This is a genomic window from Kocuria oceani (assembly GCF_029524215.1).
GTDB lineage: Bacteria > Actinomycetota > Actinomycetes > Actinomycetales > Micrococcaceae > Kocuria > Kocuria oceani.
This window is the reverse complement of record NZ_JARAMH010000034.1, coordinates 1-20,357: the sequence shown is the minus strand read 5'-3', so window position 1 is coordinate 20,357 and position 20,357 is coordinate 1. Positions and strand designations below refer to the sequence as shown.

17 protein-coding genes are annotated in these 20,357 nt (G+C 72.0%); 6 read left to right on the top strand and 11 right to left on the bottom strand.

Annotation, left to right across the window (positions count from 1 at the left end):
- Nucleotides 1–204: 204 nt before the first annotated feature.
- Nucleotides 205–1,431 carry an NAD(P)/FAD-dependent oxidoreductase gene (locus PU704_RS19325; protein WP_277552708.1) on the bottom strand — a complete coding sequence of 409 codons (1,227 nt, stop codon included), beginning with the start codon at nucleotides 1,429–1,431 and terminating at the stop codon, nucleotides 205–207.
- A 354-nt stretch (nucleotides 1,432–1,785) separates the two neighbouring features.
- Between PU704_RS19325 and PU704_RS19320 the strand changes: the two genes are divergently transcribed.
- The 4 genes from PU704_RS19320 to PU704_RS19305 all read left to right on the top strand — a co-directional run bounded on the left by PU704_RS19320 (nucleotide 1,786) and on the right by PU704_RS19305 (nucleotide 6,636).
- Complete coding sequence (locus PU704_RS19320; protein WP_047802167.1) at nucleotides 1,786–2,148, top strand: bifunctional 3-phenylpropionate/cinnamic acid dioxygenase ferredoxin subunit; 363 nt, start codon at nucleotides 1,786–1,788, stop codon at nucleotides 2,146–2,148.
- A gap of 47 nt (nucleotides 2,149–2,195) precedes the next feature.
- Nucleotides 2,196–4,664, top strand: a complete 2,469-nt coding sequence (locus tag PU704_RS19315; RefSeq protein ID WP_277552705.1) for a GcvT family protein — start codon at nucleotides 2,196–2,198, stop codon at nucleotides 4,662–4,664.
- Between the two features lie 131 nt (nucleotides 4,665–4,795).
- On the top strand, nucleotides 4,796–5,959 hold the full coding sequence (locus PU704_RS19310; RefSeq protein ID WP_277552703.1) for an S-(hydroxymethyl)mycothiol dehydrogenase: 1,164 nt from the start codon (nucleotides 4,796–4,798) through the stop codon (nucleotides 5,957–5,959).
- A complete protein-coding gene (locus PU704_RS19305; protein WP_047803174.1) occupies nucleotides 5,956–6,636 on the top strand; it encodes an MBL fold metallo-hydrolase in 681 nt (226 codons plus the stop codon). Before PU704_RS19310 ends, PU704_RS19305 begins: the two co-directional genes overlap by 4 nt.
- 230 nt (nucleotides 6,637–6,866) lie before the next feature.
- On the opposite strand, the gene purU (PU704_RS19300) is transcribed toward PU704_RS19305, so the two are convergent.
- The 7 genes from purU (PU704_RS19300) to PU704_RS19270 are packed head-to-tail and all read right to left on the bottom strand — an operon-like array spanning nucleotide 6,867 to nucleotide 15,660.
- The gene (purU, locus tag PU704_RS19300) at nucleotides 6,867–7,739 is read right to left on the bottom strand and encodes a formyltetrahydrofolate deformylase (RefSeq protein ID WP_047803173.1); all 873 of its coding nucleotides are present in this window, start codon (nucleotides 7,737–7,739) and stop codon (nucleotides 6,867–6,869) included.
- A 22-nt stretch (nucleotides 7,740–7,761) separates the two neighbouring features.
- Nucleotides 7,762–9,165: an L-serine ammonia-lyase gene (locus PU704_RS19295; RefSeq protein WP_277552701.1), complete on the bottom strand. Its 1,404-nt coding sequence runs from the start codon at nucleotides 9,163–9,165 to the stop codon at nucleotides 7,762–7,764.
- Entirely contained in the window at nucleotides 9,165–9,854 is a 690-nt protein-coding gene (locus tag PU704_RS19290; RefSeq protein WP_277552699.1) for a sarcosine oxidase subunit gamma, read from the bottom strand. The genes PU704_RS19295 and PU704_RS19290 overlap by 1 nt, the downstream gene beginning before the upstream one ends.
- Nucleotides 9,847–12,762 (bottom strand): sarcosine oxidase subunit alpha family protein, encoded by a 2,916-nt coding sequence (locus PU704_RS19285; protein WP_277552697.1) that lies wholly within the window; start codon nucleotides 12,760–12,762, stop codon nucleotides 9,847–9,849. The genes PU704_RS19290 and PU704_RS19285 overlap by 8 nt, the downstream gene beginning before the upstream one ends.
- Nucleotides 12,759–13,046, bottom strand: coding sequence for a sarcosine oxidase subunit delta (locus PU704_RS19280; RefSeq protein WP_047803170.1), 288 nt, complete (start codon nucleotides 13,044–13,046; stop codon nucleotides 12,759–12,761). Before PU704_RS19280 ends, PU704_RS19285 begins: the two co-directional genes overlap by 4 nt.
- Before the next feature lie 26 nt (nucleotides 13,047–13,072).
- Nucleotides 13,073–14,290, bottom strand: coding sequence for a sarcosine oxidase subunit beta family protein (locus tag PU704_RS19275; protein ID WP_047803169.1), 1,218 nt, complete (start codon nucleotides 14,288–14,290; stop codon nucleotides 13,073–13,075).
- On the bottom strand, nucleotides 14,290–15,660 hold the full coding sequence (locus PU704_RS19270; RefSeq protein ID WP_277552693.1) for a serine hydroxymethyltransferase: 1,371 nt from the start codon (nucleotides 15,658–15,660) through the stop codon (nucleotides 14,290–14,292). Before PU704_RS19270 ends, PU704_RS19275 begins: the two co-directional genes overlap by 1 nt.
- A 151-nt stretch (nucleotides 15,661–15,811) precedes the next feature.
- Between PU704_RS19270 and PU704_RS19265 the strand changes: the two genes are divergently transcribed.
- Together PU704_RS19265 and PU704_RS19260 are read left to right on the top strand one after the other, a co-directional pair.
- The gene (locus PU704_RS19265; protein ID WP_277552691.1) at nucleotides 15,812–16,483 is read left to right on the top strand and encodes a GntR family transcriptional regulator; all 672 of its coding nucleotides are present in this window, start codon (nucleotides 15,812–15,814) and stop codon (nucleotides 16,481–16,483) included.
- 179 nt (nucleotides 16,484–16,662) lie between these two features.
- Entirely contained in the window at nucleotides 16,663–17,328 is a 666-nt protein-coding gene (locus PU704_RS19260; protein ID WP_047803166.1) for a GntR family transcriptional regulator, read from the top strand.
- A 126-nt stretch (nucleotides 17,329–17,454) separates the two neighbouring features.
- Here PU704_RS19260 and PU704_RS19255 read toward each other — a convergent pair whose 3' ends face one another.
- From PU704_RS19255 to purU (PU704_RS19245), 3 genes are all read right to left on the bottom strand, one after another.
- Nucleotides 17,455–18,348: a bifunctional 5,10-methylenetetrahydrofolate dehydrogenase/5,10-methenyltetrahydrofolate cyclohydrolase gene (locus tag PU704_RS19255; protein ID WP_075872860.1), complete on the bottom strand. Its 894-nt coding sequence runs from the start codon at nucleotides 18,346–18,348 to the stop codon at nucleotides 17,455–17,457.
- Complete coding sequence (locus PU704_RS19250) at nucleotides 18,345–18,968, bottom strand: cyclodeaminase/cyclohydrolase family protein (protein ID WP_277552688.1); 624 nt, start codon at nucleotides 18,966–18,968, stop codon at nucleotides 18,345–18,347. Before PU704_RS19250 ends, PU704_RS19255 begins: the two co-directional genes overlap by 4 nt.
- Before the next feature lie 247 nt (nucleotides 18,969–19,215).
- Nucleotides 19,216–20,136: a formyltetrahydrofolate deformylase gene (gene purU / locus PU704_RS19245; protein ID WP_277552686.1), complete on the bottom strand. Its 921-nt coding sequence runs from the start codon at nucleotides 20,134–20,136 to the stop codon at nucleotides 19,216–19,218.
- Nucleotides 20,137–20,357: the final 221 nt, after the last annotated feature.

Here is a 20,357-nt window from a genome sequence, read left to right as displayed (position 1 = left end):
CGGTGCGGTAGGCCCCGGGCTTGTCGAGGTCACCGGCGCGCACGGCGCAGAACCACATCTGCTCGAAGATGCGTTCCTGCTCGGCGCGGAAGACGGCCTCGTCCACGTAGGTGGATCCGGGCAGGGTGGAGATCAGGGACTCCGAGACAACGTTGGTCGACAACACGAACTCCTTGGTTCAGACGGTGCGGGGAATGCGGTGGGTCAGGACGAGAGAAGGAGAGGAGAGGTGCACGGGTGGTCAGGCGGCGACCAGCCGGGCGGCGGCGGTGGCGCGCTTCTCGAGGGTCTTACGCCAGCGGCAGAAGAGCTTGGTCTGGTTCCAGGCCAGCACCGCGACCGGGTCTTCCCCGGTGTAGTAGACGGCCAGGAAGGACGACCCCTGGGGTCGCCGTGCTCGTAGACGATGCGCTCGGCCCCGGCGGCGTCGCCGGCGAACTGCAGGCGGGTGCCGTACTGGTCGGACCAGAAGTAGGGAGGCTTCACGGCCGGCAGGGTGGCCGGGTCCGCGCCCAGCAGCGCCCCGAGAGCCACCGCGGGGCGTTCGGCGGCCCCGGTCCAGTGCTCCACCCGGTGGTGGCGCCCGGCGGCCGGGTCCCACCAGGCGGCGCAGTCGCCCACGGCCACGACCCCGGGGATGTTGGTGGCCCCGACCGCGTCGCAGAGCACGCCGTTGCCCAGCTCGATCCCGGAGCCTTCCAGCCAGGCGGTGTTGGGGATCGCCCCGATGCCCACGACCACCACGTCGGTGGGCAGCACGGTCCCGTCGGCCAGGACCACCGCCTCCACGGGCCCGTCGGTGCGGGCGAAGTCGGCGATCTCGGCCCCGCAGATCAGCTCGACCCCGGCGCGGGTGTGCAGCCCGGCCACGACCGCCCCCAGCTGCGCCCCCAGCGGCCCGCACAGCGGGGTGGGGGACTTCTCCAGCACGGTGACCTCCATGCCCAGCGCGTGGGCGGTGGAGGCGACCTCGGCGCCGATGAAGCCGGCGCCGATGACCACCATCCGGCCACCGGCCCGGACCAGGCCGCGCAGCTTCTGCGCATCGGCGATGGTGCGCAGGCTCACCACGTTGGGCGCGTCGGCGATCTGGGGCAGGGTCCGGGGGGAGGCGCCGGTGGCGATCACCAGCTTGTCGGCGTGCACCTGCCGCCCGTCGGCCAGCACCACCGTGCGGGTGGCCGCCTCGAAGGACACCGCCGGGGTGCCCAGGATCCACTCCGCGGCCAGGGCGTCGGTGTCGGTCTCCAGGGCCAGGTCCGCCGTCTCGATCCGCCCGGCCAGGAAGTCCTTGGACAGCGGCGGGCGGTCGTAGGGGCGAGCCGGATCATCACCGATGATCACCAGCCGTCCGGCGAAGCCGAGGTTGCGAGCCGCCCGCGCGGCCGACAGACCGGCCAGCGAGGCTCCGACAATGACGAGGGACTCCATGAAGGACCCCTTTCGAAAGACAGACAACGGATGGGTGGCGACCCGGATCAGCGGCGAGAGGCCGGTTCCCGGGTGTGACGCGCAAGTCGTGCAACACGGTTCGTAATGTGAGATTCAGAGTGAGTCTCGCGCAGAGGGAGCGTCAAGGGGTTCTGTCAATGCGACGCGAGAAATTTACAAAATGTCGTGCTGTGGCCTGGATCACGAATCGACTGGCGTGGACCTCTTGACAGCACGCATTGCCGGTCTCCACGCTTGTTGCACATTGCAATGCTTGTTGCTCATGGTGAGCCAGCTCGGCCGGCGCGGATTGCCCGGCACAGCAGGCCCGTCCTCAGGAAAGGATCCGCTCCGATGCACAAGGCCTGTCCCCTCAAGGACCTCGCACCCGGTGACGCCCTGCGCCTCGACACCGTCCCGCCCATCGCCGTGTTCCACACGGAGGAGGGCGAGCTGTTCGCCCTCGACGACACCTGCACCCACCAGGACGCCTCGCTCGCCGACGGCTGGGTGGAGGACTGCGAGGTGGAGTGCCCGCTGCACGCGTCCAAGTTCAACCTCCGCACCGGCGCGGTGGACGCACCCCCGGCCAAGCTGCCGGTCCGGACCCACAAGGTGAGCGTCGTGGACGGCGACATCATGGTCGAGGAGTCGACCGAGGCCCCGAACCTGCCGCCCGGGCTCACGGCCCACGGCCACGAGTCCCAGTCGAACTGAAAACCGGTCGACCCCAGCACGACATCCGCAGGTCAGGAGAACCGCCCATGAGCACCACCCCTCGCGTCGTCATCATCGGAGCCGGCATCGTCGGCACCAACCTTGCCGACGAACTCGTCCAGCGCGGCTGGACGAGTGTCACCGTCCTGGAACAGGGCCCGCTGCCCCTTCCCGGCGGCTCGACGTCGCACGCGCCCGGACTCGTCTACCAGACGAACCCGTCCCGGTCGCTCACCCACTTCGCGCAGTACACGGTGGAGAAGCTCATGTCCCTGGGCTGCTTCAACCAGGTCGGGGGCCTCGAGGTGGCCACCACGCCGGCGCGGCTGGAGGAGCTCAAGCGCAAGGTGGGCTACGCGACGTCGTGGGGCCTCGAGGGCCGGCTGCTGACTCCCGAGGAGGTGGTCGCGCAGCACCCCCTGGTCAACCCCGAGATGGTCCTGGGCGGCTACCACGTGGCGACGGACGGGCTCGCCCTGGCCGCCAAGGCGGTGCAGGTGCTCATCGACCGCACCACCCGCGCCGGCGTGACCTACTGCCCGGAGACGACCGTCACGGGCATCGAGCGGTCGAACGGCCGCGTGACCGGTGTGACCACGCCGGACGGAACCGTGCCGGCGGACATCGTCGTCTCCTGCGCCGGGTTCTGGGGCCCCGCGATCGGCGAGATGGCCGGCATGCCGTGCCCCATCCTGCCGCTGGCCCACCAGTACGTCTTCACCTCCGCGGTCCCCGAGCTGGTGGGCAAGCACGACGCCCCGAACGGGGCAACCCTGCCGATCCTCCGGCACCAGGACGCGGACCTCTACTACCGGGAGTGGGGGGACCGGATCGGCATCGGCTCCTACGCGCACCGCCCGATGCCGGTGGACCTCTCCGACCTGCCGCACTACGCGCCCCGCGACATCGCCCACGACCGGATGCCCTCCCGTCTGGACTTCACGCCCGAGGACTTCACCGAGCAGTGGGCCGAGAGCCAGCGCTTCCTGCCGAGCCTGCGCGGCAGCGAGGTGGCCGAGGGCTTCAACGGGATCTTCTCCTTCACCCCGGACGGGGGCCCGCTCATCGGCGAGTCCCCGGACCTCGCCGGGTTCTGGGTGGCCGAGGCGGTGTGGGTCACCCACTCCTCGGGCGTGGCCAAGGCCATGGCCGAGCTGCTGGTGGACGGCGTCCCGGAGACGGACCTGCACGGCTGCGAGGCCACCCGGTTCGACGACGTGCAGCTGTCCCCGGAGTACGTCGAGGAGACGGGCAAGCAGAACTTCGTGGAGATCTACGACGTCCTCCACCCCCTCCAGCCCCGGGAGTCGCCGCGCAACCTGCGGGTCAGCCCGTTCTACCCCCGGGAGCTGGAGCTCGGCGCGTTCTTCCTGGAGAGCCACGGCTGGGAGCGCCCGCACTGGTACGAGTCCAACGCCGCGCTCCTGGACCAGCTGCCCGAGGAGTGGCGGGAGCCGGAGCGGGAGCCGTGGGCGGCGCGGTACCACTCGCCGATCGCGGCGGTCGAGGCGTGGAAGACCCGCACCGCCGTGGCGATGTACGACATGACCCCGCTCAAGCGCGTGACGGTCGAAGGGCCGGGGGCCGCCGCCCTGCTGCAGCGGCTCACCACCGGCAACGTCCTGCGCAAGCCGGGCGCCGTGACGTACTGCCTCCTGCTCGACGAGAAGGCCGGGATCCGCAGCGACATCACCGTGGCCCGGCTCAGCGAGAACCTGTTCCAGGCCGGCATCAACAGCAGCGTCGACGTGGCGTACCTGTCCTCCGAGGCGAACCGGCAGAGCGCCGAGGACCCCACCGCCTGGGCCCTGGTCCGGGACACCACCGCCGAGACCTGCTGCATCGGGTTGTGGGGCCCGAAGGCCCGAGAGGTCATGGCCAAGGTCTCCCGCGACGACCTGTCCAACGACGGCCTGAAGTACTTCCGCACCAAGGACATCCGGGTGGGCGGCCTGCGGGTCACCGCGATGCGCCTCTCCTACGTGGGGGAGCTCGGCTGGGAGCTGTACACCACCGCCGACCAGGGGCTGCGGTTGTGGGACCTGCTGCACGAGGCGGGCCAGGAGTTCGGGATCGTCCCCGCGGGGCGCGCGGCCTTCAACAGCCTGCGCGTGGAGAAGGGCTACCGGTCCTGGGGCACCGACATGACCACCGAGCACACCGCGGTGGAGGCCGGACTGGACTTCGCCGTCAAGAAGGACAAGGGAGAGTTCGTGGGCTCGGAGGCGGTGGCCTCCGACGGTCAGGTCCGGCGCCGGCTGCGCTGCCTGACCGTCGACGACGGACGCTCCGTGGTCCTGGGCAAGGAGCCCGTGTACGTGGACGGCGCCGCCGCCGGCTACGTCACCAGCGCCGTCTTCGGGCACACCGTGGGCCGGCCGGTCGCCTACGCCTGGCTCCCGCCGGAGATCTCCGAGGGCGACGGCGTGGAGATCGAGTACCTCGGCGAGCGCGTCCCGGCCACGGTCAGCGCCGAGCCGCTCGTGGACCCCGGCATGGAGCGCATCCGCGGCTGAGGCCCGGCCTCCCGGGGACGGAGTGCGTGCCGCTCCGCCCCCGGCCCCGTCCCGGGACCGGGACACCCCAGCACGACTTCTGTGATCGAGCACCGTTCCCGGTGCCGACGACGACGAAAGGCAGTTCCAGCATGCACAAGGTCAAAGGCGTGGTGTCGAAGGGCAAGAACCAGCCCGTCAGCGTGGAGACCATCCTGGTCCCGGACCCGGGACCGGGCGAGGCCCTGGTCGACGTGCTCACCTGCGGGGTGTGCCAGACGGACCACCACTACGTCGAGGGCGGCGTCGGTGACGACTACCCGTTCCTGCTGGGCCACGAGTCCTCGGGCATCGTCTCGGCGGTCGGTGAGGGGGTGACGGAGGTCGCCGTGGGCGACCACGTGATCCTGAACTGGCGGGCGGTGTGCGGGCAGTGCCGGGCCTGCCGGCGGGGCGAGCCCTGGTACTGCTTCGCCACCCACAACGCCACCCAGAAGATGACCCTGGAGGACGGCACCGAGCTGACCCCGGCCCTGGGCATCGGCTCCTTCGCGGAGAAGACCCTGGTGGCCGCCGGGCAGTGCACCAAGATCGAGGGCGAGCTCCAGGACCACCAGTACGCCGCCGTGGGGCTGCTGGGCTGCGGGGTGATGGCCGGGATCGGGGCGGTGCTCAACACCGGGGCCGTGAAGCGCGGGGAGTCCGTGGCGGTGATCGGCTGCGGCGGGGTCGGGGCCGCGGCGATCGCCGGGGCCGCCCTGGCCGGGGCGAGCACGATCATCGCGGTGGACCTCGACGACGAGAAGCTGGCCACGGCGCAGAAGTTCGGGGCCACCCACACCGTGAACTCGCGGCAGCAGGACCCGGTGGCGGCGATCCGGGAGCTCACCGGCGGGCACGGCGCGGACCTGGTGATCGACGCGGTGGGCATCGGCCCGACCTTCAAGCAGGCCTTCGAGGCCCGCGACCTGGCCGGGCGGATGGTGCTGGTCGGGGTCCCGGCCCCGGGCACCACCTGGGAGATCCCGCTGGACGAGGTGTTCGGGCGCGGCGGGTCGATCAAGTCCGCCTGGTACGGCGACACGCTGCCCTCCAGGGACTTCCCGATGCTGGTGGACCAGTACCGGCTGGGCCGGCTGGACCTCGACGGGTTCGTGAGCGAGCGGATCGGCCTCGACCAGGTGGAGCCGGCGTTCGAGAAGATGAAGGCCGGCACCGTCCTGCGCTCCGTCGTGGAGATCCCCCGGGGCGGGACCGGCGCCGAGGAGAGCGACGCCGTGGACGCCGCCGCCGCACCGGCAGGAGCGGCCCGATGACCGAGCAGCAGGCCGCGCCGCAGCGCGCCGACGCCTCCGGCCGGGTGAAGGTCGAGCATCTGGTGACCTCCGGGACGTTCTCCCTGGACGGGGGCACGTGGGAGGTCGAGAACAACGTGTGGCTCGTCGGCGACGACGAGCGGTGCCTGGTGATCGACCCCGCCCACGACCCCTCGGCCGTGGTCCGGGCGGTGGCCGGACGCACCGTGGTGGCCGTCCTGCTCACGCACGGCCACGACGACCACATCCGCGCCGTGCGCGAGGTCGCCGACGAGGTGCGGGCGCCGGTGTACCTGCATCCGGCCGACACGATGCTGTGGGAGCAGGTCTATCCGTCCGCCCTCTTCGACCGGGCCATCGACGACGGGGACACCTTCGCACTGGACGGGGTGCGGCTCACGGCCGTGCACACCCCCGGCCACTCCCCGGGCTCGGTGTGCTTCCACGCACCGGAGCTGGGCGAGCACGGCGTCGTGTTCTCCGGGGACACCCTGTTCCAGGGCGGGCCCGGGGCCACCGGCCGCTCCTACAGCGACTTCGGCACGATCATCGGGTCGATCCGCGAACGGCTGCTGACCCTCCCGCCGGAGACCGAGGTGCTCACCGGGCACGGGGATCCCACCACGATCGGGGCCGAGGCCCCGCACCTGCAGGAGTGGATCGACCGCGGCCACTGAGCCGGGAGAGCCGTCTGCCGGCACCCTGCAGGACCGATCCCCCCGGAGGCACCCGCCTCCGGGGGGACCTGTCGTTCGGGGCCCGGCCCGAACGGCGGGACCCGCTGGTCCTGCCGCCGCCAGCCGTACGGGGCGCAGGGCAGCCGTACGGGCCCCATGCAGGCGAAAGAACCTCCGTGGTGGGTGCGGACACCCACCACGGAGGCTCTCGAGGCGCGGGCGGCCGCCGGTCAGCGCAGGACGACGGTGCGGTTCCCGTGCAGGATGACCCGCCCCTCGCAGTGCCACCGGACGGCGTCGGAGAGGGCCTTGCACTCGGTGTCGCGGCCGGCGGCCACGAGGTCCTCGGGGCCGAAGGTGTGGTCCACGGTCACCACCTGCTGGGCGATGATCGGGCCCTCGTCCAGCTCGGCGTTGACGTAGTGCGCCGTGGCGCCCACGGTCTTCACCCCGCGGTCGTAGGCCTGGTGGTAGGGCTTGGCGCCCTTGAAGGACGGCAGGAACGAGTGGTGGATGTTGATCACCCGTCCTTCCATCCGGGTGGCCAGCGAGTCGCTGAGCACCTGCATGTAGCGGGCCAGGACCACGAGATCCACCTCGAAGCGGTCCACCAGCTCCAGCAGGCGCGCCTCCGCCGCGGGCTTGGTGTCCCGGGTGACGGGCACGTGGAAGAACGGGATGCCGTGCCACTCCACCAGGCGCTGGTGGTCCCGGTGGTTGGAGACCACCGCGACGATGTCCACGGGCAGCTCGCCCGTGCGGGCCCGGAAGAGCAGGTCGTTGAGGCAGTGGCCGAACTTGGAGACCATCACCAGCACCCGCCGCTTCGCCTGGTGCTCGTTGAGCTCCCAGCGCATGCCGAACCGCTCGGCCACCGGTGTCAGGTCCTGCCGCAGGCTCTCCGCGTCGAGCGCCTCGCCCGTGGCCGGGGCCACGTGGACGCGCATGAAGAAGTGGCCGAGCCGGCGGTCGTCGAACTGGGTCAGTTCCACGATGTTGCAGCCGTGCTCCAGCAGCACGCCGCTGACGGCGTGCACGATCCCCGGCTTCTCGGGGCAGTCGAGGGTCAGCACCAGCTCGGTCGTGGAGGGTGCGGTGAGCACCGTCTCCGGCTGCAGGTGCGGTTCAGCATTCGACGACGTTGACGGCCAGTCCACCACGGGAGGTCTCCTTGTACTTGATCTTCATGTCCTTGCCGGTCTCGCGCATGGTCTTGATGACCTGGTCGAGCGAGACCGTGTGCTCGCCGTCGCCCTGGAGGGCGAGGCGCGCGGCATTGATGGCCTTGACGGAGGCGATCGCGTTGCGCTCGATGCACGGGATCTGCACGAGCCCGCCCACCGGGTCGCAGGTCAGCCCGAGGTTGTGCTCCATGCCGACCTCGGCGGCGTTCTCCACCTGCTCCGGGGTGCCGCCGAGGACCGCGCACAGGCCTGCGGCGGCCATGGAGCAGGCCGATCCCACCTCGCCCTGGCAGCCCATCTCCGCGCCGGAGATGGAGGCGTTCTCCTTGATGAGGATGCCGACGGCCGCCGCCGTCAGCAGGAACTCCACCACGCCGTCCTCGTCCGCCCCGGCGATGAACCGGGCGTAGTAGTGCAGCACGGCGGGAATGATGCCCGCCGCCCCGTTGGTCGGGGCGGTCACGATCCGTCCGCCGGAGGCGTTCTCCTCGTTGACCGCCAGGGCGTAGAGGTTGATCCACTCCATGGCCTGCAGCGGATCCGACGCCGGCCGGTCAGGATCGGCGGCGGCGGCCGCCTCGGCCTCCCGCAACCGGGTCCGCAGGGCCGGCGCCCGGCGGCGGACCTTCAGTCCTCCGGGCAGCCGGGCCTCCGTGCGCGTGCAGCCGTTCTCCACGCACTCCTGCATCACGGACCAGATGTGCAGCAGGCTCGAGCGGAGCTGCTCCTCGCTGCGCCAGGACAGCTCGTTGGCGAGCATGATCCCGGCGATCGAGGTCCCCTCGCGCCGGCAGTGCTCCAGGAGCTGCCGGCCGGTGCTGAAGGGAAAGGGCACCTCGGTGGTGTCCTGGACGATGCGGTCCGCCCCGGACACGTCACCGTCGACCACGAATCCGCCGCCGACCGAGTAGAAGGTGCGCTCCCGCACCAGCTCGCCGTCCGTCCCGTAGGCGAAGAACACCATGCCGTTGGGATGCGCCGGCAGCGACTTGCGCCGGTGCATCACGACGTCCTCGGCGCGGTCGAAGGAAATCGGGTGGGTCCCTCCCAGGCACAGCTGCCCGCGCTCCGTGCTCGACCGCACCCGGGCGTCGGCCGTGTCGGTGTCCACGGTCTCCGGGTCCTCACCCTGCAGGCCCAGGATCACGGCCTTGTCCGAGCCGTGCCCGTGCCCGGTGGCCCCGAGCGAGCCGAACAGCTCGGACCGGACCCGGGAGACCGAGCCGAGCAGACCGTCCCCGGCCAGGCCCTCCGTGAACAGCCGGGCGGCCCGCATCGGCCCCACCGTGTGGGACGAGGAGGGGCCGATGCCGACGGAGAACAGGTCCAGGACGGACAGGGCCATCAGGGAACCTCGGGAGCCGCGTACTCCGTCATGGCGTCCAGCAGCCAGCGGGCCGTGTAGTCGGCGAAGGAGGCCCGCGGCAGGAGCCGGTAGACCTGCTCGGCGGTCTGCCACAGCAGCACCTGCACCGGTCCGAGGGTCGTGGCCACGGCCGTCCCCGGCCCGAAGGCCCGCGGGTGCAGGTCGATCGGACAGCCCTTCTCGAGCACGGCCCGGGCCGAGGGCCCGGACAGCTCCAGCGTGGTGCGGTTGGCCGACAGGTCCACGGCCTGTCCCGGCTCGCTGCCCAGGGCCCGGGCCAGCCCGGCGGCGGTGCCCGCGTCGTCGGCGGCGGCCTCACGGAGGTCGCTCCCCGCGGAGCCGATCTCCGCGGGCCCGGCGCCCTCGGGACCGACGAGCAGGAACTCGTCGGGGCCCTGCCACAGCACGGCCGTGCCGTCCGGGGAGCCGGTGACCTGCCCGTGGCCGCCGGGCAGGGGAACCCCCGCCGCGGCGGTCACGGACTCGGCCGCCGCGGTGCCGGGGAGCACCCGCAGGCCCACCATGGTGAGGTAGGGGACCTCGCGCAGGGCCACGCCCCGCTCGCCCGGCACCGTCCGCTCGTGCATCTGCTGCGCGAGGTGCGCGAGCGGGCTGCGACGCAGTGCCGTGGTGTCGGTGACGTCGTCGGTCAGGAGCTGATCAGCCATCTCGGCGCTTCCCTTCGGGGTCGTAGAGCACGGGTTCGGCGAGCACCACGTCCACCAGTTCCCCGTCGAGCGGGGCCTGGAGCGTCTCGCCGATGCGGTTGCGGCCGTTCTTCACCAGCGCCAGGCCGAACGTGCGCCCCAGGGCGGCGCTGCGGTAGCTGGAGGTCACGTGGCCCTCCATGGGCACGGGGCCCTCCTGCGGCGTGACGGGCGTGCCGTGGACGATCAGCTGAGCGCCCTCCGGCAGGCGGCGTTCCGGGTCCACGGGCAGCACGGCCACGAGCTGCTTGCGGTCGTCGCTGGTGGCACTGGGCCGGTCGTAGGAGCGCTTGCCGATGAAGTCCTTGGTCTTGGACACCACCCAGTCCATGCCCAGGTCCTGCGGGGTGACGGTGCCGTCGGTGTCCTGGCCCACGATCGGGAAGGCCTTCTCCGCGCGCAGCACGTGCATCGTCTCCGTGCCGTAGGGGGTGATGCCGAACTCCTCCCCGGCCGCGGCCACGGCCTCCCACACGGCGAGCCCGTACCAGCCGGCCACGTTGATCTCGAAGGCCAGCTCCCCGGAGAAGGAGATGCGGCAGATCCGCGCCGGGATCCCCGAGGCCAGCGTGGTCTCGCGGAAGGCCATGAACGGGAACGCGTCCTGGGAGACGTCCAGCTCCGGGGCCAGCTTCGCGATCACGTCCCGGGACCGCGGGCCGACGACGGCGACGGTCGCCCACTGCTCCGTCACGGAGGTGCACACCACGTCGAGCTCGGGCCACTCGGTCTGCGACCACTCCTCGAGCCACTCCAGCACCTTGGCGGCCCCACCGGTGGTCGTGGTCATCAGGTAGCGGTCCTCGTCCAGGCGCAGCGTGACGCCGTCGTCGAATACCATGCCGTCGGCGGTGCACATCACGCCGTAGCGGCCCATGCCGGCCTTGAGCTTCTTGAACGCGTTCGTGTAGACCCGGTTCAGGAACTCCCCGGCGTCCTTGCCCCGGATCTCGATCTTGCCCAGGGTGGTGGCGTCCATGAACCCGACGTTCTCGCGCACGGCGGCGCACTCGCGCAGCACGGCGGTGTCCATGTCCTCCCCGGCCTGCGGGTAGTACCAGGGCCGCTTCCACTGCCCGACGTCCTCGAACAGCGCCCCGCGCGCCACGTGCCACTCGTGCATCGGCGTGCGGCGGGCGGGGTCGAACAGCTCGCCGCGCTGTCGGCCGGCGAGCGCGGCGAAGGCCACCGGGGTGTAGGGGGCGCGGTAGGTGGTGGTGCCGATCCCGCCGACGTCCTCGGTGTTCAGGGCCGCGGCGATCACGCCGATGGCGTTGACCCCCGAGGTCTTGCCCTGGTCGTTGGCCGTGGAGATGGAGGTGTAGCGCTTCACGTGCTCCACCGATCGCATCCCCGCCCCGACCGAGCGCAGGACGTCGGCCACGGTCTGGTCCCGCTGCAGGTCCACGAAGTGGTGCCGCCACTCGGCGGGCTCCCCGGTGCGGCCGGGCACGAGCCACAGCGGGCGCACGGGCGCGGACTCCACGCTCTCCGCCCGGGGGGTCTCGGGGCTGCCCTCGAAACCGGCCCGGCGGGCCGCCTCGGCGCCGGCCGCCGCGCCCTCGGTCAGGCACCAGGCCAGGTCGGTGGTGCCGTTGAGGGCTCCGGCGGTCTGCTGGCCCGGCACGGGAGCGGCGGGGACGAAGGCGGCGAGCCGCTCGTTCCAGGTGAGCTTTCCCTGGCGCTGGCTGTGCAGGTGCACCACGGGGGTCCAACCGCCGGAGACGGCCAGCAGGTCGGCCTGGATGGTCCGCGGCGATCCCGTCAGGCCGCCGCGGTCGTCGACGGCGCTGACGACGACGCCGCTGACGCGCCCGCCCTCGACCTCGCCGAGGGTGTCGACCACGGCGCTGCCGCTGAACAGCGGCACCCCGGTGCCGGCCACGACCGCGGCCGGGGCCCCGTGGACGTCCTCGCGGGAGTCGACCACGGCGGCGACGTCCACGCCCGCGGCCACGAGGTCCGCGACCACGGCGTAGGCGGAGTCGTTGGTGGTGGCCACCACCACCCGCGAGCCCGCGGCCACGCCGTACCGATTGAGATAGGTGCGCACGGCGCCGGCGAGCATGATCCCCGGGCGGTCGTTGTTCTCGAAGACGACCGGCCGTTCGTGGGCCCCGGTGGCCAGCACCACCTGGCGGGCGCGCACGTGCCAGATCCGCTCCCTGGAGACCGCCGGGGAGGGAGGTCCGCCGAGGTGGTCGGTGCGGCGCTGGACGGCCACGACGTAGTTGGCGTCATAGCTGCCGATCACCGTGGTGCGCTGCAGGACCGTGACCTCCGGGGCGTCGGCCAGCGATGCGGCGGTCTCGGACACCCAGGTGCGGGCCGGCACGCCGTCGACGACCTCGTCCCGCCCGGACAGCAGGGAGCCGCCGGCCTCGGGCTGCTCGTCCAGCAGCATCACCCGCGCTCCGGAGCGGGCCGCCTCCCGGGCCGCGGTCAGCCCGGCGGGCCCGGCCCCGACGACCAGCACGTCCGTGTGGACGTACTTGCGGTCGTACACGGCCCGGTCCTTGCGCGGGTCCAGCCGGCCCAGCCCGCGGAGGTAGCCGGCGGAGAGCCCGTCGTTCAGCTCCACGGACGTGGCCGGGAGCATGGACTCGTCGACGTCCACGCCCGACCGGGCGCCGACCTTCACGAGCGCGTTGGGCTCCTCGACGCCGGCGGCCAGGATCCCGCGCGGACGGCCCAGGTACATGGAGTCCCCGCAGGTGATCCGGCCGGCGGCGAGCAGGGCCGAGGCGAGGGTGTCCCCGGCGTAGCCGGAGACCTGCTCGCCGTCGAAGGTGAAGCTCAGCGGCTTCGTGCGGTCGATGCTGCTCGCGGCGCTGCGCTCCGGCGGCAGGCGGTAGGTCTGGTCGGTCACCGGACTCCTCCGATCTGCGGGGCGGTCTCGCCCATGCGGTAGACGGCCGCGATCTCGTAGGTCACGGTGTTGCGCACCACGTTGAACCAGCGACGGCACCCGGCGGTGTGCGCCCATCGCTCGGCGAGCAGGCCCTTGGGGTTGTTGCGGTAGAAGAGGTACTCGGCCCACTCCTGGTCGGAGAGCCGGGAGGGGTCCTCGGGGTAGGGCACGTGCGCCTCCCCGCCGTACTGGTACTCGGTCTCGTCGCGTGGCCCGCAGTAGGGGCACTCGATCAGCAGCATGGTGTTCCTGCCTCCTGGTGGGCGGGTCAGTGGGCCACGGCGGCGGCGCCGTGCTCGTCGATGAGGATCCCGGTCTCGAACCGCTCCAGGGAGAACGGCTCGTTGAGCGGGTGGGCTTCGTCCGTGGCGATGGTGTGGGCGAAGGAGTAGCCGGCGCCCGGCGTGCCCTTGAACCCGCCCGTGCCCCATCCGCAGTTGACGTAGAGCTGGTCCACCGGCGTCCTGGACACGATCGGGGAGGCGTCCAGGGTGACGTCCACGATCCCGCCCCAGGTGCGCAGCACGTGCGCCCGGGCGAAGATCGGGAACAGCTCCACGGCCGCGGCCATCTGCTCCTCGATCACGTGGAAGGCCCCGCGCTGGCCGTAGCCGGTGTAGGCGTCCACCCCGGCGCCCATCACCAGCTCGCCCTTGTGGGCCTGGGAGACGTAGACGTGCACGTGGTTGGACATCACCACCGTCGGGTGGACCGGCTCGTGCAGCTCCGAGACGAGGGCCTGCAGCGGGTGGGACTGGATGGGCAGCCGGAACCCGGCCAGCTCCGCCAGCACCGAGGAGTGCCCGGCCCCGCAGAGCCCCACCTTGCCCGCGTGGATGGTGCCCCGGGAGGTCTCCACCCCGACCACCCGGTCACCGTCCTTCAGGAAGCCGGTGACCTCGCAGTTCTGGATGATGTCCACGCCGAACTCGTCGCACTTGCGCGCGAAGGCCCACGCGACGTGGTCGTGCTTGGCGATCCCGGCGCGGGGCTGGTAGGTCGCCCCCATCACGGGATAGCGCAGGTCGTCGTCGACGTTGATGATCGGGCACAGTTCCTTGACCTGGTCCGGGGTGATCCACTCCGCGTCGATGCCGTTGAGCTTGTTCGCGTTGACGCGGCGCACGGACTCGCGCACGTCGCCCAGGGTGTGGGCCAGGTTCATCACCCCGCGCTGGGAGAAGAGGAAGTCGTACTCCAGCTCCTCCGGCAGCTGCTCCCACAGCTTCAGGGAGTGCTCGTACATCGCCGCGGACTCGTCCCACAGGTAGTTGGACCGGATGATCGTGGTGTTGCGGGCCATGTTCCCGCCGGCCAGCCACCCGCGCTCGAGCACCGCGATGTTGGTCATCCCGTGGTTCTTGGCCAGGTAGTAGGCGGTGGCCAGCCCGTGCCCGCCACCGCCGACGATGACGGCGTCGTAGGAGGTCTTCGGGTCCGGGTTGTGCCAGAGGAAGTCCGGGTGCTCCGGAAGCAGATCGGCCATTACGACACTCCGTTCAGGATGGAGGAGGCCCGCTCCGCGGCGGACAGCTCGTCGGAGGAGGCCTCGACGGCCGGCTCCTCCGCCCGGGGCCGGCCGAGCTGGGACAGGTCCGGGTACAGGGGGAAGGCCTCGGCCAGGGCCGTGACGCGTCCGCGCAGCCGCTCGGTGAGCTCCTCGGTGAGCGGCTGGATCAGCGCCTGGGCGATGATGTCGGCGACCTCGGTGAACTCGGCGGCGCCGAAGCCGCGCGTGGCCAGGGCCGGGGTGCCGATCCGCAGCCCGGAGGAGACCATCGGCGGGCGCGGGTCGAAGGGCACGGCGTTGCGGTTGACCGTGATCCCGATGCGGTGCAGGCGGTCCTCGGCCTGCTGGCCGTCGAGCTCGGAGTCGCGCAGGTCCACGAGCACCAGGTGCACGTCGGTGCCGCCGCTGACCAGGCTGATCCCGGTGGCCATCACGTCGGGGGAGAGCAGCCGGAGGGCGAGGATCTCGGCGCCCTCCAGGGTGCGGGCCTGGCGCTCCCGGAACTCCTCGCCGGCGGCGTACTTGAAGGCCACCGCCTTGGCCGCGACCACGTGCTCCAGCGGGCCGCCCTGCTGGCCGGGGAACACCGCGGAGTTGATCTTCTTCGCCAGCTCCTGCTTGCACAGGATCACCCCGCCCCGCGGACCGCCGAGCGTCTTGTGGGTGGTCGTGGTCACCACATCGGCGTACGGCACGGGGGAGGGGTGCAGCCCCGCCGCGACCAGGCCAGCGAAGTGGGCCATGTCCACCATCAGGTAGGCCCCGACACTGTCGGCGATCCGGCGGAACTCGGCGAAGTCCAGGTGGCGGGGGTAGGCGGACCAGCCGGCCACGATGAGCTGGGGCCGGTGCTCGAGCGCGAGCCGCTCCACCTCCGCCATGTCGATGAGGTGGTCGTCCGCGGCGACGCCGTAGGCGGCCACCTTGTAGAGCCTGCCGGAGAAGTTGAGCTTCATCCCGTGGGTCAGGTGCCCGCCGTGGGCCAGGTCCAGTCCCAGGATCGTGTCCCCGGGCGTGAGCAGGGCGTGCATCACCGCGGCGTTGGCCTGGGCCCCGGAGTGCGGCTGGACGTTGGCGTGCTCGGCGCCGAACAGGGCCTTGATCCGGTCGATGGCCAGCTGCTCGACGATGTCCACGTGCTCGCAGCCGCCGTAGTAGCGCCGGCCCGGGTAGCCCTCGGCGTACTTGTTGGTGAGCACCGAGCCCTGCGCCTCCATGACCGCGGCCGGGGCGAAGTTCTCCGAGGCGATCATCTCCAGCGTGGACTGCTGACGGATCAGCTCCTGGTCGATGGCCGCCGCCACCTCCGGGTCGGCGTCGGCCAGGCGAGTGTTCAGATCGGGCATCCCTGAGCTCCTAAGCGAGTCGCATTCAGCGGCTGATACGAGTTTGATATATCAGCTGTAGTTCAAAGGTATGCTAGGCCTGGAGAGGTGTCAACGGATGACGGCACGCGTCCCGCGGCCTCCGTGTCGGACCCGAACGAGGAGTGAAGCCATGAGCGTCGCCACATCCACCGAGCACGGCACGGAAGCGCCCGAGTCGATGGCGGAGCAGGCCTACCGGCTGCTGCGCGACCGGCTGACCGTGCTCGAGATCCGCCCCGGCGCCATGATCCAGGACGCCCACCTGGCCGCCGAGATGGGCATCGGCAGGACGCCGCTGCGCGAGGCGCTCAAACGGCTGGAGACGGACCACCTGGTGGTCTCCTACCCCCGGCGGGGCACCTTCGCCACGCAGGTGGACATCACGGCACTGTCCGACGTCTCCGAGCTCCGCCGGAACCTGGAGCCGCTCGCCGCCCGGAAGGCCGCGCTGGCGGCCTCTCCACCTGCCCGGCAGCAGATGCAGGACCTGGCCCGCGCCCTCGGGGACCTCTGCGGCGGCGCGCCGACGAACCAGGACTTCATGCGGTCGGACCTCATGGTCCACCGGCTGATCTACCGGGCGACGGGCAACGCGCACCTCGAGGAGACGCTGGTGCGGCTGGACAATCTCGCCACGCGCATCTGGTGCCTCGTCCTGGACCGGGTGCCCACGGTCGGCGGGCACGTGCACGAGCACGTGGACCTGCTGGAGGCGATCGCCGCGGGGCACGCCGAGGAGGCGGCCGAGCTCGCCCTCGCGCACGTGAGCAGCTTCGAGCGCACCATGCGCGGCATCCTGTGATCCCGTGCGGCAGGAGCCGGCCTCGCCGGCCCGCTCGCGAGAGGCCGGGCCGGTCGACGGGACTGCCCGCGGTCCGCTCCGCCCGGCGCGTGGGGCTACGGTAGGAACAAGGCCCTCCAGGGAGAGCGTGTCCGCCCACGGCAGCTCCCCGGCCACGAACGGAAAGTGCGCATCACGTCATGTCCATCACCCCCGCCTCCGTCCAGGACGAGCCGCTCTCCCTGGCCGACCGGGCGTTCCTGCAGCTGCAGGACCGCCTGATCTTCCTGGACATCCCGCCGGGAGCCCCCCTCAACGAGGGGCGCCTCTCCCAGGAGCTGCACCTCGGGCGGACCCCGCTGCGCGAGGCGCTCAAGCGGCTCGAGTCCGAGCACCTGGTGGTCACCTACTCCCGCCGCGGGACGTTCGCCACCACCGTGGACATCACCGCGCTCTCGGAGATCTCCCAGGTCCGTGAGGTGCTGGAGCCCCTCGCCGCCCAGCTGGCGGCCGAGCGACGCGGGGGCGGCGTCCGCTCCCAGCTGGAGGAGCTGCGGGACCGGCTGGCGAACCCGGAGAACGAGCGGCTGGACCGGGACGAGGCGCTGCGCTGGGACGTGCGGATCCACCGTGCGATCTACGCGGCGGCCGGCAACTCCCACCTGCAGGCCACGCTGGAGCGCTACAGCAACCTGGCCACCCGGATCTGGTGCGTGGTGGCCGACCGGATCCCTGAGCTGCAGGAGCACATCACCGTCCACAGCGCCCTGCTGACGGCCGTGCTGGAGGGCGACGCCGAGGAGGCCGCCGGCATCATGCTCACCCACGTCAGGGACTTCGAGACGCAGATCCGCCAGGTCCTCTGAGCCGCCCGGGGAGCACGCGCCGCCCTGGATCGTCCGGGCCGGGACGGACGTGGCAGGGGCACCCCGCTCGAGGCCGCTCCGTCGCGCGGGCCCGCCGTGTCCGCGCGACAGAGCGTCGTGCTGTGGTCAGGACGGGGTGCCGGACTCCAGCGTCCGTGCGGAGGCCGGCTCCTCGGTGAGCTGCAGCGCCGCCTGGGTGGTGTGCAGGACGAGGAGGGCGGTGGTCACCGTGCCCACGCCCCCGGGCACCGGCGTGAGGGCCGACGCGACCTCCGCCGCCGAGAGGGGCTCCACGTCGCCGACGAGATCACCGTTGTCGAGGACGTTGGTGCCCACGTCGACGACCACCGCGCCGGGCCGGAGATGCGCACCGGTGACCAGTCCGGGCCGCCCCACCGCCGCGACCACGATCTCCGCCTCCGCCGTGTACCGCTCCAGGGGACGGGAGCGGGAGTGGCAGACGGTGACGGTGGCGTCGCGCCGGAGCAGGAGCTGCAGCAGCGGCTTGCCGACGACCGCCGAGCGGCCCACCACCGACACGTGCCGGCCGGCGAGGGGGATCTCGTAGTGCTCCAGGATCTCCACCACCGCCCGGGCCGTAGCGGGGGCGAAGGCCTGCTGGCCCACGGTCAGGCGGCCCAGGCTGAGGGGATTGGCGCCGTCGACGTCCTTGGCGGCGCTGATGTGGGCCACCAGCTCGTCCGCGGCCACTCCCGGCGGCAGGGGGGTCTGCAGGATGATGCCGTGGACGTCCTCGTCGGCGCTCAGCAGCGTGAGCGCCGAGGCGATCTCGTCGGCTCCGGCTCCGGCGCCGAGGTCGACGACCGTGCAGCGCACCCCCGCCTTGTCCGCGGCCCGCGCGATGGAGCGCACGTACCACAGGGTCGCCTCGTTGTCGGTGGCCACCACGACCGCGAGGCCGGGGAGCACCCCGCGCTGGTGTAGGGCGGCGACATTGGTCTCGGTCTCGGCCCGCAGCTGTTGCGCGACGGGTTTCCCGAGCAGCTGGAGCGCGGTCATGCCATCACCTTCTCCCGCACGCGGTCCGTCACGACCTGGGCCGCCAGGATGGCGTTGTGCGCATGGTGGAGCTCGTCCCGGAACTCCGTCCGGGTCCGCTCGTCCGTGATCGCGTTGATGTTCATGTCCAGCGTGATCAGGGCCGTGGCGATCGCGGCGCGGGCCGCCTCGGAGGCGGCGGCCACGTCGCTGATCACGTTGGGGTTGCTGAACTCGGCCAGCTGCCGTCCCAGGTCGACGACCTCCGTCGCGAGGCCGATCAGCGCGCGCGGCGGGGCGGCCGCCGCGACCGTGGCCTCCTGGATGGCCCGGCTCCGGGCGGCACGGTCCTCGGCCGAGGCCGAGGGTAGCCGGTAGGCGGCGATCACGGCCGCGAAGGCCTTCTCGTCGTCGTCCGCCAGCTGCAGCGCCGCGGGGATGATGTCGTCGGCGCGGGCGGCGATCCGGAGGGACTCCTCCTCGTGCTGGGCGTACCGCGCCCCGGTGGTGTAGCGCGCCACCATGGCGATCAGGGCGGCGCCCTGGGCCGCGTGCAGGGCACCGGCCGCTCCACCTCCGGGGGTGGGCTCACGGGACGCCAGGCGCTCCAGATAGTCGTTGAGGGTCTCCGAACCGATCATGTGCTGTCTCCTGGGGTGGGCGTTGGTGGCGGACGTCGCCGGCGGACGGTGAGGCCGCCGGCGGGCGGAGAGCTGCGGCCCCGAGCCCGGTGGCGAAGCAGGATCGGGGCCGCAGACCAGGTGGAGGCGGTGCTGGGGGCGGAAGGGTCCCTCCGCGCCGACGCGCCGTCTCCGGGTCGTGGGGCGGTCACCGTGCCGGACCGGCCCGCGCGGCAACGCCCGGGGCTTTCGGCAGGGACCGCGGGGCTCAGCGGAAGACGACGGTGCTGGACCCCTCCAGGAGCACGCGGTGCTCGCAGTGCCAGCGGACCGCCCGGGACAGGGCCAGCGCCTCGGCGTCCTGTCCCACGGTGGACAGGGCCCGTGGATCATGGGTGTGGTCCACCCGGATGACCTCCTGCTCGATGATCGGTCCCTCGTCCAGGTCGGCCGTGACGTAGTGGGCGGTGGCGCCGACCAGCTTCACGCCGCGCTCGTAGGCCTGGTGGTAGGGCCGTGCCCCCTTGAAGCCGGGCAGGAAGGAGTGGTGGATGTTGATGGCCCGCCCCTTCAGCGCCGTGCACAGGTCGTCCGAGAGGATCTGCATGTAGCGCGCGAGCACCACGAGGTCGATGTCGTGCTCCTCGACCAGGTCCAGCAGTCGCTGCTCCGCCTCCCGCTTGGTGGCCGGGGACACGGGAATGTGGAGGTACGGCAGGCCCGCCGCTTCGGCCATGGGACGGAGGTCCTCGTGGTTGGAGACCACCAGGGCGATCTCCCCTCCGAGGCCACCGGCCCGCCAGCGGAAGATCAGGTCGTTGAGGCAGTGGCCGCCTTTGGACACCATGACGAGTAGCCGGGGCGGCGTCTGGTCGTGGAGGCGGTAGCGCATGCCGAACCGGTCGGCGGTGGCCACGAAGTTCGTCTCCAGCGTCTCCAGGCGCAGCTCGTGCGGACCGGTGAAGGCGGTGCGCAGGTGGACGAGGCCGTGCACCGGGTCGTCGAACTGCTGGTGCTCCTTGATGTTGGCCCCGTGGGCGAGAAGGAACTCGGTGACGGCGTGGACGATCCCCACCTGGTCCTGACACGTGATCGTCAGCACGAACTGGGGGAGCGTCTGCCCTTCGGGGGTCGCCGCAGGGGCCGGGTTCGGCTGCACGGAGGTGGGAAGGCTGTCGACGACAGTCATGGAGGACTCCTGCCTGGATGAGTGGCTGCTGGGGAAGGCCGGCGTGCCGACGGCCCGGCCGGTGCGGTGCGGCGCCGACCGGTCGGTCGTGGCACCGCGCCGGCCGGGCCGTCGGCGAAGGGGACGCCTAGGCGCCCGACGTCGGGACGACGTCGCCGATTTTTTCGGTGATCCAGTCGTGGAAGGCGCCGATGTGGTGTTCGGAGGGGACGAGGACGCCG

Excerpts from the sequence above, each read along its gene's own strand:
- PU704_RS19320 (WP_047802167.1), top strand. The coding sequence starts at position 1,786 with ATGCACAAGGCCTGTCCCCTCAAGGACCTCGCACCCGGTGACGCCCTG.
- PU704_RS19275 (WP_047803169.1), bottom strand. The coding sequence starts at position 14,290 with ATGGCCGATCTGCTTCCGGAGCACCCGGACTTCCTCTGGCACAACCCG.
- PU704_RS19255 (WP_075872860.1), bottom strand. The coding sequence starts at position 18,348 with ATGACCGCGCTCCAGCTGCTCGGGAAACCCGTCGCGCAACAGCTGCGG.
- PU704_RS19295 (WP_277552701.1), bottom strand. The coding sequence starts at position 9,165 with ATGGCCCTGTCCGTCCTGGACCTGTTCTCCGTCGGCATCGGCCCCTCC.
- PU704_RS19280 (WP_047803170.1), bottom strand. The coding sequence starts at position 13,046 with ATGCTGCTGATCGAGTGCCCCTACTGCGGGCCACGCGACGAGACCGAG.
- PU704_RS19290 (WP_277552699.1), bottom strand. The coding sequence starts at position 9,854 with ATGGCTGATCAGCTCCTGACCGACGACGTCACCGACACCACGGCACTG.
- PU704_RS19315 (WP_277552705.1), top strand. The coding sequence starts at position 2,196 with ATGAGCACCACCCCTCGCGTCGTCATCATCGGAGCCGGCATCGTCGGC.
- PU704_RS19310 (WP_277552703.1), top strand. The coding sequence starts at position 4,796 with ATGCACAAGGTCAAAGGCGTGGTGTCGAAGGGCAAGAACCAGCCCGTC.
- PU704_RS19325 (WP_277552708.1), bottom strand. The coding sequence starts at position 1,431 with ATGGAGTCCCTCGTCATTGTCGGAGCCTCGCTGGCCGGTCTGTCGGCC.
- PU704_RS19250 (WP_277552688.1), bottom strand. The coding sequence starts at position 18,968 with ATGATCGGTTCGGAGACCCTCAACGACTATCTGGAGCGCCTGGCGTCC.
- PU704_RS19260 (WP_047803166.1), top strand. The coding sequence starts at position 16,663 with ATGTCCATCACCCCCGCCTCCGTCCAGGACGAGCCGCTCTCCCTGGCC.
- purU (WP_277552686.1), bottom strand. The coding sequence starts at position 20,136 with ATGACTGTCGTCGACAGCCTTCCCACCTCCGTGCAGCCGAACCCGGCC.
- PU704_RS19265 (WP_277552691.1), top strand. The coding sequence starts at position 15,812 with ATGAGCGTCGCCACATCCACCGAGCACGGCACGGAAGCGCCCGAGTCG.
- PU704_RS19270 (WP_277552693.1), bottom strand. The coding sequence starts at position 15,660 with ATGCCCGATCTGAACACTCGCCTGGCCGACGCCGACCCGGAGGTGGCG.
- PU704_RS19305 (WP_047803174.1), top strand. The coding sequence starts at position 5,956 with ATGACCGAGCAGCAGGCCGCGCCGCAGCGCGCCGACGCCTCCGGCCGG.